At 60.2% G+C, this 13,561-nt stretch carries 12 protein-coding genes; 7 read left to right on the top strand and 5 right to left on the bottom strand.

Annotated features, from left to right (window positions below; translation table 11 throughout):
* The first annotated feature begins 79 nt into the window (after window positions 1-79).
* The 7 genes from QD336_RS05005 (at window position 80) to QD336_RS04975 (ending at window position 6,340) form a co-directional block, all read left to right on the top strand.
* On the top strand, window positions 80-1,093 hold the full coding sequence (locus QD336_RS05005; RefSeq protein WP_499169645.1) for a carbohydrate ABC transporter permease: 1,014 nt from the start codon (window positions 80-82) through the stop codon (window positions 1,091-1,093).
* A 1-nt stretch (window position 1,094) separates the two neighbouring features.
* On the top strand, window positions 1,095-2,255 hold the full coding sequence (locus tag QD336_RS05000; RefSeq protein WP_499169643.1) for a carbohydrate ABC transporter permease: 1,161 nt from the start codon (window positions 1,095-1,097) through the stop codon (window positions 2,253-2,255).
* 37 nt (window positions 2,256-2,292) lie between these two features.
* On the top strand, window positions 2,293-3,948 hold the full coding sequence (bglA, locus tag QD336_RS04995; RefSeq protein WP_499169641.1) for a beta-galactosidase BglA: 1,656 nt from the start codon (window positions 2,293-2,295) through the stop codon (window positions 3,946-3,948).
* 20 nt (window positions 3,949-3,968) lie between these two features.
* Window positions 3,969-5,057 (top strand): ABC transporter ATP-binding protein, encoded by a 1,089-nt coding sequence (locus tag QD336_RS04990; protein ID WP_269342039.1) that lies wholly within the window; start codon window positions 3,969-3,971, stop codon window positions 5,055-5,057.
* A gap of 238 nt (window positions 5,058-5,295) precedes the next feature.
* Complete coding sequence (locus tag QD336_RS04985) at window positions 5,296-5,652, top strand: hypothetical protein (protein WP_034501827.1); 357 nt, start codon at window positions 5,296-5,298, stop codon at window positions 5,650-5,652.
* A 128-nt stretch (window positions 5,653-5,780) separates the two neighbouring features.
* Window positions 5,781-6,044 carry a type II toxin-antitoxin system ParD family antitoxin gene (locus QD336_RS04980; protein ID WP_499169639.1) on the top strand — a complete coding sequence of 88 codons (264 nt, stop codon included), beginning with the start codon at window positions 5,781-5,783 and terminating at the stop codon, window positions 6,042-6,044.
* Window positions 6,041-6,340 carry a type II toxin-antitoxin system RelE/ParE family toxin gene (locus QD336_RS04975; protein WP_499169638.1) on the top strand — a complete coding sequence of 100 codons (300 nt, stop codon included), beginning with the start codon at window positions 6,041-6,043 and terminating at the stop codon, window positions 6,338-6,340. Before QD336_RS04980 ends, QD336_RS04975 begins: the two co-directional genes overlap by 4 nt.
* Before the next feature lie 81 nt (window positions 6,341-6,421).
* Here the strand turns inward: QD336_RS04975 and QD336_RS04970 are convergent, their stop codons facing one another.
* The 5 genes from QD336_RS04970 to QD336_RS04950 all read right to left on the bottom strand — a co-directional run bounded on the left by QD336_RS04970 (window position 6,422) and on the right by QD336_RS04950 (window position 13,560).
* Window positions 6,422-7,786 (bottom strand): metallophosphoesterase, encoded by a 1,365-nt coding sequence (locus QD336_RS04970; RefSeq protein WP_499169637.1) that lies wholly within the window; start codon window positions 7,784-7,786, stop codon window positions 6,422-6,424.
* 222 nt (window positions 7,787-8,008) lie between these two features.
* On the bottom strand, window positions 8,009-9,829 hold the full coding sequence (edd, locus tag QD336_RS04965; RefSeq protein WP_499169636.1) for a phosphogluconate dehydratase: 1,821 nt from the start codon (window positions 9,827-9,829) through the stop codon (window positions 8,009-8,011).
* Between the two features lie 122 nt (window positions 9,830-9,951).
* Window positions 9,952-10,650, bottom strand: a complete 699-nt coding sequence (gene pgl / locus QD336_RS04960; protein WP_499169634.1) for a 6-phosphogluconolactonase — start codon at window positions 10,648-10,650, stop codon at window positions 9,952-9,954.
* A gap of 10 nt (window positions 10,651-10,660) precedes the next feature.
* Window positions 10,661-12,136 carry a glucose-6-phosphate dehydrogenase gene (zwf, locus tag QD336_RS04955; protein WP_269342045.1) on the bottom strand — a complete coding sequence of 492 codons (1,476 nt, stop codon included), beginning with the start codon at window positions 12,134-12,136 and terminating at the stop codon, window positions 10,661-10,663.
* Window positions 12,137-12,273: 137 nt separating this feature from the next.
* Window positions 12,274-13,560, bottom strand: coding sequence for an NAD(P)/FAD-dependent oxidoreductase (locus tag QD336_RS04950; RefSeq protein ID WP_499169632.1), 1,287 nt, complete (start codon window positions 13,558-13,560; stop codon window positions 12,274-12,276).
* Between the last annotated feature and the right edge of the window lies 1 nt (window position 13,561).

The raw sequence follows: 13,561 nt of genomic DNA, 5'->3' as shown, positions 1-13,561 counted from the left end.
CCGGCCGGGCCCATTTACCAAGGGAAGGGCCGACGACCGCATAAATCAGCGCGGCGTGGAGAGGATCAAGGGAGGGAACATGGCTCAACAACTCGTGTCTGCCATAGGCGTCATGGTGGCGGGCGTTTTTGCCTGCGCTGCCTATTATTGGCTATCCGACAAGGTGCTGCAGGCGATCTTTCCCGTCCGCTCGGGAGACGTCATTCACGCATCCCGCAACCTCAACCGCCGCGCCGCCGTCCGGCCATGGTTGTTCATCGGCCCGGCGCTGATCCTTCTGCTCGTTTATCTGGTCTATCCCGTCATCGCCACGCTGGTCCTGTCTTTCTATGACCGGACGGGCAGCGAGTTTGTTGGCCTTGCCAATTATCGCTGGGCGTTTTTCGATGCCGGTTTCTGCCAGTCGATCTTCAACAATATTCTCTGGCTCGCCGTCGTGCCGGCTGCCTGCACCTTCTTCGGCCTCGTCATCGCCGTCATGACGGACCGTATCTGGTGGGGCAACATCGCCAAATCCATCGTCTTCATGCCGATGGCGATCTCCTTCGTCGGCGCTTCCGTCATCTGGAAGTTCATCTACGAGTACCGCGCCGAGGGCCAGGTGCAGATCGGCCTGCTCAACGCCGTCGTCGAGTTTTTCGGCGGCAATCCCGAGGTCTGGATTTCCATGCCTTTCTGGAACAACTTCTTCCTGATGATCATCCTCATCTGGATTCAGACCGGCTTCGCCATGGTCATCCTCTCTGCTGCGCTGCGCGGCATTCCGGAAGAAACCATCGAGGCGGCCGTGATCGACGGAGCAAACGGCTGGCAGATCTTCTGGAAGATCATGGTCCCGCAAATCTGGGGCACCATCGCCGTCGTCTGGACGACGATCACCATCCTCGTGCTCAAGGTCTTCGATATCGTGCTGACCATGACCAACGGCCAATGGAACACCATGGTTCTCGCCAATCTCATGTTCGACTGGATGTTCCGTGGCGGTGGCGACAGCGGCCGAAGTGCGGTCATCGCGCTCATCATCATGGCGGCCGTCACGCCGATCATGGTCTGGAACATCCGCCAGGCCAACCGCGAGATGGAGGGCCGCTGAGATGAATATCGTCAAACGCCTTCGCCGCGTCGGCCTGCCGCGCCTCATCGTCCATGCCAGCGTCCTCGTCGTCGTGCTTCTCTGGCTCTTGCCCACGCTCGGCATTCTCGTCAGTTCGCTGCGCGACAAGGACCAGATCACCGTTTCCGGCTGGTGGACGGCCTTTTCGAGCTCCGAACAGACGGCGGCGGTTCGCCTCGCTGATGCCTCCGTGCAGAAGCAGGAAGGCAGCCGCTATGTCATATCAGGCAATGTTTTTGAAAACGGCGCCGGCGGAAAGGTATCCGCCTTCGGCGTGCGTGTTCAGGAACCCAGGGCCTTCAACGCCGGGGAACCTGCCGATATCGGCGATGGCGAAACCCTGCTCGTCAATACGGACGGTACTTACGAATATAGCAAGGCTTCCAGCTTCGAGGGTTCGCGCGGCAAACGCGTCTACATCTCCGTCGCGACGCCGCCCGTCTTCACCCTTGATAATTACCGCACGGTTCTGACCTCGGAAGGCATCGGCCAGTCCTTCGTCAACTCGCTCACCGTCGCGGTCCCGGCAACCGTCATCCCCATCCTCATCGCCGCCTTTGCCGCCTATGCCCTGTCATGGATGAACTTCTCCGGCCGCAATCTGCTGATTGCCATGGTGGTGGGCCTCATCGTCGTGCCGTTGCAGATGTCGCTGATCCCGCTTCTGCGGCTGTATAACGAAATCGGCACGATCTTCGGCGTGCCGTCCAAGACCTATGCCGGCATCTGGCTGGCGCACACCGCCTTCGGCCTGCCGCTCGCCATCTATCTGCTGCGCAACTACATTTCCGGCCTGCCGAAAGAGATCATCGAAAGTGCCCGTGTGGATGGCGCGAGCGATTTTGAAATCTTCGTCAAGATCATCCTGCCGCTGTCTTTCCCGGCGCTCGCCTCCTTCGCCATCTTCCAGTTCCTGTGGACCTGGAACGACCTGCTCGTCGCCATGGTCTTCCTCGGCACGCAGAAGGACGAGCTGGTGCTGACCGGTGCCTTGAACGCGCTGCTCGGCTCGCGCGGCGGCAACTGGGAAATCCTCACCGCCTCGGCCTTCGTCACCATCGTCGTGCCGCTCTGCGTCTTCTTCGCTCTTCAACGTTATCTCGTGCGTGGCCTGCTCGCGGGCTCCGTCAAGGGAGGCTGATTATTCCATGAACGCCCATACCAGACAGGACACTTCCATGACCGCTTCGGTGACTTCCGCTTTGACGCCCAACAAGGACTGGTGGCGCGGCGCTGTTATCTATCAGATCTACCCGCGCTCCTATCAGGACTCCAATGGCGACGGCATCGGCGACCTCAAGGGCATCACCGACCGGCTGGCGCATATTGCCGGTCTCGGTGCCGATGCGATCTGGATTTCGCCGTTCTTCACCTCGCCGATGAAGGATTTCGGTTACGACGTCTCGAATTATGTCGATGTCGATCCGATGTTCGGCACGCTCGCCGATTTCGACGGGCTGATTGCTGAAGCCCATCGTCTCGGCATCCGCGTCATGATCGATCTCGTCATGTCGCACACCTCCGACCAGCATCCGTGGTTCGTGGAAAGCCGTGCCAGCCGCAACAATGCAAAATCGGACTGGTATGTCTGGTCTGACGGCAAGCCGGATGGCACGCCGCCCAATAACTGGCTGTCGATCTTTGGCGGTCCGGGCTGGCAGTGGGACCCGACCCGCATGCAATATTACATGCACAACTTCCTGACCTCGCAGCCGGACCTCAACCTGCATAACCCGGAAGTGCAGGAAGAGCTGCTGAACATCACCCGTTTCTGGCTGAAGCGCGGCGTTGATGGTTTCCGCCTCGACACCATCAACTTCTATTTCCACGACCTCGAGCTGCGCGACAACCCGGCGCTTGCACCGGAACGCCGCAATGCTTCCACGGCTCCTGCGGTCAATCCCTATAACTTCCAGGAACATCTCTACGACAAGAACCGCCCGGAAAACATCGCCTTCCTGAAGCGCTTCCGCGCGGTGCTGGATGAGTTCCCGGACATCGCCGCCGTCGGCGAAGTGGGCGATAGCCAGCGCGGTCTCGAAATCGTCGGTGAATATACTTCCGGCGATGACAAGATGCAGATGTGCTATGCCTTCGAATTCCTCGCACCCGATGCGCTCACCCCGCAGCGTGTAGCCGATGTGCAGGCGGATTTTGCGAAAGCCGCACCGGAAGGCTGGGCCTGCTGGGCTTTCTCCAACCATGACGTCGTGCGCCATGTCAGCCGCTGGGGCGAACATGTCGAGGATAAGGACGCTTTCGCCAAGGTGCTTTCGGCACTCCTGATGACGCAGCGCGGTTCCGTCTGCATCTATGAGGGCGAAGAACTCGGCCTCACCGAAGCCGATATCGCGTTCGAGGATTTGCAGGACCCTTATGGCATCCAGTTCTGGCCGGAATTCAAGGGCCGTGACGGTTGCCGCACGCCGATGGTGTGGGATGCAGGCCATGCGCAGGCCGGTTTCTCGACGTCGGACAAGACCTGGCTGCCCATCCCTGCCGAGCACAAGCAACGCGCCGTCAGTGCCCAGCAGGGCAATGAGGCTTCGGTGCTGGAGCATTACCGCCGCTTCCTCGCTTTCCGCAGGCAGCACCCGGCTTTCGCCAAGGGCGGCATCGAATTCCAGCCGGTTGAGGGCGAGGTGCTGAGCTATACCCGCAAGCTCGGCAACGAAACCGTACTTTGCCTCTTCAACCTGTCGGCAACGCCGGCAAAAGCCAGGCTGCCGGAAGGGAACTGGGAGGTTCTCGAAGGCCACGGCTTTGCAAGCGGCCTTGAGGGCAGAAGCGTAGAACTTCCGGCATGGGGCGCTTTCTTCGCCCGTTACGCCTGACAGAACAGGGAGGAACACCCATGACAAGTCTCGTTCTCAAGGATATCCGCAAATCCTACGGGCAGGTGAAGGTCCTGCACGGCATCGATCTTGCGATTGAACAGGGCGAATTCATCGTTTTCGTTGGCCCGTCCGGCTGCGGAAAATCGACACTTCTGCGCATGATCGCCGGTCTGGAGGAGATCACCGGCGGTGAGATGTTCATTGACGGCCAGCTCGTCAATGAAATCCCGCCCTCGCGCCGGGGTATTGCCATGGTGTTCCAGTCCTATGCGCTTTATCCGCATATGACTGTCTACGACAACATGGCCTTCGGCATGAAGATCGCCAGGGAAAGCAAGCAGGAGATCGACCGCCGCGTTCGCGCCGCCGCCGAAATTCTGCAACTGACGCAATATCTGGAACGTCTGCCCAAGGCACTCTCCGGTGGCCAGCGCCAGCGTGTCGCCATCGGCCGCGCCATCTGCCGCAATCCCAAGGTCTTCCTGTTTGATGAGCCGCTGTCGAACCTTGACGCTGCCCTGCGTGTCGCCACCCGCATCGAGATCGCCAAGCTCAACGAGCAGATGGCCGATACGACGATGATCTACGTTACCCACGATCAGGTGGAGGCGATGACGCTGGCGGATCGTATCGTGGTTTTGAATGCGGGCCGTGTGGAACAGGTTGGCCCGCCGCTCGAACTTTACGAAAGACCCGCCAATCTCTTCGTGGCGCGCTTTATCGGTTCGCCCGCCATGAACATCATCTCGGCGAAGATCGTCGGAACCGGCGAACGCACGTCGATCGAGCTGGCTGGCGGCAAGACGTTGGCCGTCAATGTTCCGACGCCTGCCACCGAACAGGGCAAGGCTGCAAGCTTCGGGGTCCGGCCGGAAGATCTGAGCATCGCCACGGGTGACGACTATCTTTTTGAAGGAAAAGTGTCGATCGTCGAAGCTCTGGGTGAAGTGACGCTGCTTTATCTCGAAGCGCCGAAGGGTCAGGAGCCCATCATCGTCAAGGCGCCGGGCATCGTTTCCGTCGGCAAGGGCGAAACCCTCAGATTTGCCGCGCCGCAGGAAAAGCTTCACCTCTTCGACGCTGCGGGCAAGACCTACCGCCCATAACGACTGCGATCTTAAAAACATGCCCCGGAACATCCTTGTTCCGGGGTTTTTGGGGCCTTTTTACCCTTGTGGAAAAACGCCGAAAATGTCCCGCTTCCGGCCTGTTTAAGACAACTCTGATATGAATTGTTAAAGACTATGGCCTAGTCTCGATGCATTGAGAGAGCATGGGAGTCCGGGCGTGCAGAGCAGTGCGGGTGTCATCAGGAACAATTACCTGAGCAAGGAAGAATCCTTCATGTATGACCGCGAAGGCCGGTTCCGCATGGAAGATACCATGAATGCGGCACGCATCGAATATACCGAAAAGGCCGTCATGCACATGGCGGCGCGCCGCTGCGACGTCATCCGCATTTCGCAGACCGAAGCGGTGCTGGCGCTGCTGACGAAATATAACCTGCCCAACCAGTTCTACCTCGATATTCCCGACGCCCGCATCACCAAGATCGGCTGCGTAATGTTGCGCGTCAACGCCAACAATACGATCCACGTCCGCTTCCTGCGCATGCTGACGCAGAAGGAACTGGACCGCATCTTCGTGTTCAGCACGCATCCGGCGCACAAGGACCGGAAGCTGGATATCCGGTCGTTCTGAAAACCTATCTGATGATAAGAAAATAATCTGATCGGTTGTTTCCACCGTGCGCATTGCCGTGGACCGCATCCCGCCGTTGCTAACTATTATCACTGGATGGTATAGGTGACGGGATAGAGGATATCGGCATGGCAAGCAGTGCAAATCTTGGTCGTCATCTGGAAAGTTACGTTTCCGACCTTGTGAAATCGGGGCGTTATAATTCTCGCAGCGAGGTGCTGCGGGAGGGTGTTCGGCTGGTGGAAGAACGTGAAAAGAAGCTGGCGGCACTTGATTTAGCGATTGCGCGCGGCGTCGCAGATGCCGATGCCGGACGCGTGACGCCAGTCGAAGATGTTGCATCGCAGCTCGGCACCAAATACCGGAAAATTGCTGAAGAACGCGGTCTGTGATCGTCGTTCTAACCGACGAGGCAAAAGCAGGCCTTGAGCGTATCGGTGATTTTATAGCGGTGGATAATCCGCGACGCGCGGAAACGTTCGTTGCCGAATTGCTGGACCGCTGTTCAAGACTGGCGGAGATGCCCCAAGCCTATCCGCTGGTACCCCGTTACGAGCAGACCGGCATTCGCCATCGTCCCTATGAAAGCTATCTTATTTTCTATCGTGTTGCTGAAACCCGCGTGGAAATTCTGCACATTTTGAACGGTGCTCAGGATTACGAATCCATCCTTTTTCCGCAGGACTAACTCACGCGGTTCTTTCGAAAGCGCGGCATGGAATTGGGGTTTGTGGCCCCGTACCAACCCGCTGCTTTCCATACTGCAGGCTTAAGAAAGCCCGCCCAGAACAGTCTGCTTCAACTTCACATCCGCCACCTCGGTGAAGGTCAGGTCGGCACGGCCGAAATAGGATTTCTGGTTGGTGGCTGACCAGTCGTTGCAGACCAGCTTGTAGCGCTCTTTCTTTTCCGGCTTTTCCGGCATGGCGTAGAGATAGTCGCCGGTGCGGGCGGCGAGTGGGATGTCGCCATCCTGGTTGCATCGCTTGAGGATCTGGACGAGCGCCTCACCGTCCACTTCCGTTACCATAAGCTTGCCGTCGAAACGCAGCGAAGCGTTGAAATCATAGCGGCGAATATCGCCCTCGGGCAGGCCGGCGCCGAAGGAGGTGTGGCCGACGAAGCCGACATCCGCGCCGGTTTTTGCGGCGATGAGTTGCGCCACATGGCGGCCTGCCTCATCGACGGTCATCGCCTTGGCGGACTTGCCGACGATTGCCCGCTCTTCGGCGGTGAGGTGCTTTTCCAGCGTCTGCTCGATCAGGCTCTTGAGGGCCGGGGAGGCGGGAGCGCTGCGATCGATGGCGACAGTCTCGATGGCAGCGGCCTTGCCGGGACCGGCGATCGTCGCCACCGTCATGGAGGTGCACCAGGAGCCGGTATGGACATAACGCGTCGCGCCCTGTTCATGCACGAAGTTCAGGTGATCGTGGCCGCCCACCAGCAGCGTACCGTCCGGCAGCAGCGGCAGGATATCGCGGTCGGCGACGACACCGGCGTGGCTCAGAACGATGCTGATCGCATCCGTCTTGACGATCCCCGGCAGATTGGCCTTTGCCCATTCGACCGGCTGCGGAATGTCGAGCATTTCTCGCGTTGCCTTCGGATAGGTATTGATCGCATTGGTGGCGAGGCCCGCCAGAACGACCTTCCGGTCGCCGGCGTTCACCTCGGCACTGGCCGGCGCATAGGGTTTTCCGCTACGCTTGTCGATGATGTTGGAAAGCACGGTGACGCCGAGCGCCTGGGCGCGGGTAACAAAATTGGCGAGGTCGTTATCGATATCCGGCTCATGATTGCCGATATTGATGACGGTGGGGGCGAGCCTCGCGAGCGCCGAGAGGAATGTCCACTCGATTTCGCCGGCAGAACGTGCGGCCACTGCATTGCCGATCTCGAACAGGTCGCCGTTCAGCAGAATGATATGGGGTGCCTTGTCGGCGGCGATACGGGTTTCTATTGCCGCGAGAAGCTGGCCGATGCGCTCATAGGCGGAATGCAGGTCGGAGATGACGATTGCCCGCAGAGCCACGTCCTGTGCCATAACCGGCGTTGCCGCCACCAGCAGCGGCAGCGTGGCGGTGCCGGCCATAAGCTTCAGCACATCACGGCGTTTGCTTGAGAAAATCGTCATGTTCTATGCCCCATCATCCGAAACTATGCCGCCGTCCCCCGGCCGATCGAAGAAGGCCCTAAAGGGAGATCATCACAGCCGCATGACAAGTCTGACGTTTAAGGAATGGGAAATAAAGCGGTTTCTGCGCAGGCTCATCCCGAGCGACACAATGCGGTCAGGCGTTGCCGCGGAGCAGAGTTGCAAGGCGAAAGCCCCGACGGGCCTTCGCCTTGCGAAAGGTCAATGGAACAGAACGCTGGCGCCCTGATCGGCCGGGCCGGCATTGCGGCGGAAGGGGGCGAAAAGTTCGCGGCCCATACCCCATTCATTGCCGGAAAGATCGGCGCGCGCTGGTTCGCGTTTCGCCAGCTCGGCGGCGGAAACAAGCACCTCAAGCGAGCCGGAAATGGCGTCGAGACGGATGATGTCGCCATCGCGGATGAGCGAGATCGGGCCACAATCGGAGGCTTCCGGCGTGACGTGGATGGCGGCCGGCACCTTGCCGGATGCGCCGGACATACGCCCGTCCGTGACCAGAGCCACCTTGAAGCCGCGATCCTGCAGCACGCCGAGCGGCGGCGTCAGGCGGTGCAGTTCCGGCATGCCATTGGCTTTCGGCCCCTGGAAGCGGACGACGGCGATGAAGTCGCGGTTAAGCTTGCCGTCCTTGAAGGCGTCCTGGAGTTCCTGCTGGTCATGGAAGACGATCGCCGGCGCTTCGATGATGTGGCGCTCTGGCTTGACGGCGGAAATCTTGATGACCGATTTGCCGAGATTGCCGGTCAGCATCTTCAGGCCGCCGGTCGGCTGGAACGGGGTTTCGATGCTGGAAAGCACCTTCGGGTCGTGGCTCTGCTCGGGGGAGGGCTGGCGGGTGACGGCGCCCTTCTCGTCAAGCAGGGCATCCACGGTGTAGGCTGCGAGGCCCTGTCCGAAGACGGTGCGCACGTCATCGTGCACGAAGCCCTGTTTCAGCAGCTGCTTGATGAGGAAGCCCATGCCGCCGGCGGCGTGGAAATGGTTCACATCGGCAAGGCCGTTGGGGTAAACGCGGGCGAGCAGCGGCACGATGTCGGAGAGGTCGGAAATATCCTGCCAGGTGAGGATGATGCCGGCGGCGCGCGCCATGGCGATCAGATGCATGGTGTGGTTGGTGGAACCGCCCGTCGCATGCAGGCCGACGACGCCGTTGACGATGGAGCGTTCGTCGATCATCTCGCCCGCCGGGGTGAATTCATTGCCCTGCGCGGTGATCGCCAGCGCGCGCTTCGCGGCCTCGCGCGTCAGCGCATCACGCAGCGGCGTGCCGGGATTGATGAAGGAGGAACCGGGCATATGGAAGCCCATGATTTCCATCAGCATCTGGTTGGAGTTCGCCGTGCCGTAGAAGGTGCAGGTGCCGGGGCCGTGATAGGATTTGGATTCCGCTTCCAGAAGCTCGGCGCGGCCAACCTTGCCTTCGGCATAAAGCTGGCGAATGCGCGACTTTTCGTCATTCGGCAGGCCCGACGTCATCGGACCGGCGGGAACGAAGACGGCGGGCAGGTGACCGAAGGCGAGCGCGGCGATGACGAGGCCAGGCACGATCTTGTCACAGACGCCGAGATAGACGGCGGCGTCGAACATGTTGTGCGACAGGCCGATGCCGGCCGCCATGGCGATGGCATCGCGGGAAAACAGCGAGAGCTCCATACCCGGCTGCCCTTGCGTCACGCCATCACACATGGCGGGAACCGCGCCGGCCACCTGCGCTATGCCGCCCGCTTCCTTCGCCGCATCACGGATGATCGCCGGGAAGGTCTCATAGGGCTGGTGCGCCGAAAGCATGTCGTTATAGGCGGTGACGATGCCGAGATTGGGGACCCGGTCGCCGGCAAGGATATCCTTGTCGGCGGGGGAACAGACCGCAAATCCATGCGCAAGATTGCCGCAGGACAGCACGGAGCGGTGAACACCCTTCGAAACCTGTAGCCGCAGCCGTTCGAGATAGGTCTCGCGGTAGGGCTTGGAACGTTCGACGATGCGGGCGGTAATGGCCTGAATGCGGGAATCGGCGGACATGGGCGTTCATCCTGTTCGTTGGTCGGCAACCGGCGTTCCGGGAGGCGAATGCCGGTTGTCGTGTTTCAGTCTTCATGTCTTCGGGGCGCTTTAGCGGGCCGCTATCGCGGCAGAATGCTGGCCTAGGGCGCCCAGTATATATCCACGGGCGTTTCTGCCCGGTTCAGCACGGCGCGGATCGGCATTTCATCCTCATCCTCGCCCGATTGTGCTTTCTCCAGCGTCGCCTTCTTGGCGGCACCTTCGATATGCAGCACCAGAAAATCGGCATCGTGCAGGCTGGAGAAGTTGAAGGTCAACCGCTCCTCTCCCGCATTCTCCGCCGCCATGGTCAAAACGCCGCGCGGTTCGTCAAGGTCCAGCGCCTCGTAGAGATTGTCGCCGCCCGGGAAGAACGATGCCGTGTGGCCATCCGTTCCCATGCCGAGAATGACGACATCGAAGGGGTCGCAAATCGCTTCGGTCTTGACGGTCGCAAGCGTTGCCGCATCCTCCGGCGAGGCCGCCGGCTGGAACAGTGGCACGAAATAGGCCGCCTTCGCCTTGTCCTGCAGAAGATTTTCGGCAACGAGGCGGTGGTTCGAGCGGTCGCTTTCCGGCGGCACGAAACGCTCGTCCACCAGTGTCACGCTGATATTGGGCCAGTCGAGATCGTGCCTGGAAAGCGCCTGAAAGAACAGCTTTGGCGTCGAACCGCCGGAGACGGCGATGCTTGCCGCCCCGCGATCCTTCGTTGCCGCATCAAGGCGCTTGGCAATCTCCGCCGCCAGAGCGGTGGCCAGTTCGGCGGCGGTGTCGAAGACGTGGATCGTTTCGCTCATCGCCAGGCCCTCAGTCGGCATCATGCCAGGTGCGGCCATCGCGTTCGATCAGTGCGATCGAGCCACTCGGACCCCAGGTTCCGGCCGTATAACCCTGCACGCCCTGGGCCAGATCTTCCCAGCTCTTGAGGATGGGGTCGATCCAGTCCCATGCCGCTTCCACTTCGTCGCGGCGCATGAACAGCGTCTGGTTGGAGCGGATAGTGTCCATCAGCAGCCGCTCATAGGCATCGGGGCTGCGCACGTTGAAGGCTTCGGCAAAGCTCATGTCCAACGAAACCTGACGCAGGCGCATGCCGCCCGGACCGGGGTCCTTGATGAGGAGCGACTGCTTGACGCCTTCATCCGGCTGCAGACGGATGACCAGCTTGTTGGCTTCGATCTTGCCGGCCGCATCGTCGAAGATCGAATGCGGGATCTGCTTGAAGGTGACGACGATTTCCGACACGCGGGTCGCGAGACGTTTTCCCGTGCGGATGTAGAAGGGAACGCCGGCCCAGCGCCAGTTGGCGATTTCAGCCTTGATGGCGACGAAGGTTTCGGTGTTGGAAACGCCGCCTTCCAGCTCTTCCAGATAACCCTTTACCGGACCACCTGCGGAAGCACCGGCACGGTACTGGCCGCGAACCGTCTGTTTTTCGACATTGCTGGTGTCGATCGGCTTCAGCGAGCGCAGAACCTTGAGTTTTTCGTCACGCACGGCTTCCGCATTCATGGATGCCGGCGGCTCCATGGCGACAAGGCAAAGCAGCTGGAGGATATGGTTCTGAACCATGTCGCGCAGCGCGCCGGCCTTGTCGTAATAACCGGCGCGGCCTTCGAGACCGACCGCTTCGGCAACCGTGATCTGCACATGGTCGATATGGGCGGAATTCCACAGCGGCTCGTAAAGCGCATTGGCGAAACGCAGCGCCATCAGGTTCTGCACCGTCTCCTTGCCGAGATAGTGGTCGATACGGAAGATCTGCTCTTCCTTGAAGACATGGCCGATGGTGTCGTTCAATTCCTGGGCGGAGGCCAGATCGCGGCCGATCGGCTTTTCAACCACGATGCGGGTCGAACGGGTGATCAGCTTGTGCTCGCGGATCTTGTCGGCGATATCGCCGAAAATGCCCGGCGCGACGGCCAGATAGAAGGCGCGTACGCGATCCTTGCCCTCATCGAGCAGCTTCTTCAGCACATCCCAGCCATTATTGGTCTTCGCGTCGACCGGCACGTAGAAAAGCCGGTTGAGGAACAGGGAAACCTGCGTGTCGTCATATTCGCCAGCCTTCAGGTGTTCCTTCAGTGCGTCCTGCGCGAATTTGCGATATTCCTCATGGGTCATGACCGAACGCGACGCACCGATGATCCGTGTCGGCTCCGTGAACTGGCCTTCGACCTGGCGATGATAAAGGGCCGGCAGAAGCTTGCGCTCCGCCAGATCGCCTGTGCCGCCGAAAACGACACAATCAAAAGCTTCAACAGGAATGATCTGACTGCTCATATCGATTCTCTCGATCTTCAAGGGTTGGGGGCATCAATAATCTAATCGATTTAAAAATGCCAGACTCAGTTATGTGAAATTATGAATTTTGCTTCCGCCAACTCGTCTGCCGCCGGCAACAGTCTGTAAACATTGGCCTAAAACCTGTCTCGCAATGCATACCAAGAAAGCGCCAGGAAAAGCAGCGGCGTGCGCAGCGATGCTCCGCCGGGGAAGGAGGGCACCTTCAGCCGCGCAAACGGCGCCAGCATGTCCTTTTTGCCGAGAACAAGATCGGCATAGAGCTTGCCGCAATAATTCGACAGCATCACGCCATGGCCGGAATAACCGCCGATGGAGGTGACGCCGGGCATGACCTCGCGCACAAAGACCTTGCGTGGCAGGGTAATGCCGACGGAGCCGCCCCAGGAATGGGTGATGTCGATGTCCCTGAGTTGGGGATAGATTTCCGCGATCTGCCGGCGGATATGGCTGGAAATATCGCGCGGCGTATCGGCCGTATAGGCCTCGCGGCCTCCGAACAGCAGGCGGTTATCGGCCGTCTTGCGGAAATAGCGCACCACGAAACGGGAATCGGCCACGGCTTCCTTGCCGGGAATAATCTCCGGATAGGCGTCGAGCGGCGCGGTTGCCCCGATGAAGGAGCGGATGGGCATGATGTGAGCCGCCGTCACCGGTTCCAGATTGCCGATATAGGCATTGGTGGCGATCAGCACCCGCGGCGCGGTGAGTGTGCCGAAGGGGGTTTCGATGATGGTCTTGCCGCCCACTTGCCGGATGGATTTTGCCGGTGTCATTTCGTAAATGCCGGCACCTGCGGCGTGCGCGGCTTTGGCAAGCCCGACCAGCAGTTTCAGCGGGTGGATATGGCCGGTGCCGGTATCGCGCGTGCCGCCGAAATAGTGAGTGGAGCCGACACGTTTGCGCGCCTCGCCCCGCTCCATGTAGGAAATATGCGGATAGCCGTAGCGATTGTTCATCGCATCGACGCTTCTGCGATAATCATCCTCGTAAGCGGCCTTGTGCGCCACATAAAGCTGCCCGGGCAGATACTCCATGTCGATGCCGCGGCTGCTGGCGAAGTCACGCACGTAGTTCTTGGCATCTTCGGCGATGTCGAACAGAAGCTTGGATTGCTCGAAGCCGATCTCGCCTTCCATCTCGTCCGGAAAGGAGCGCTGGCCGGTGCCGAATTGCCCGCCGTTGCGTCCGGAAGCGCCATCGCCAAAACGATGCGCCTCGATGAGGGCGACGGAGACGCCGTTTTCTGCGAGGTTGCAGGCGGCCTGAAGGCCGGTATAACCGCCGCCGATGATCGCGACATCAACCTCTCTCGACCCGTCGAGGGCTGGATAGTCCGGCCGCTCGCCGACGGTTGCCTGATACCAGGAAATCCCCGGCGCAATCGGGCTTTGCCATGTCATG

The sequence above is a fragment of the Rhizobium sp. BR 250 genome (genome assembly GCF_047445855.1).
Taxonomy (GTDB): Bacteria; Pseudomonadota; Alphaproteobacteria; order Rhizobiales; family Rhizobiaceae; genus Agrobacterium; species Agrobacterium tumefaciens_I.
The sequence above is the reverse complement of the archived record's forward strand: the minus strand, read 5'-3'. Positions and strand labels throughout refer to the sequence as shown.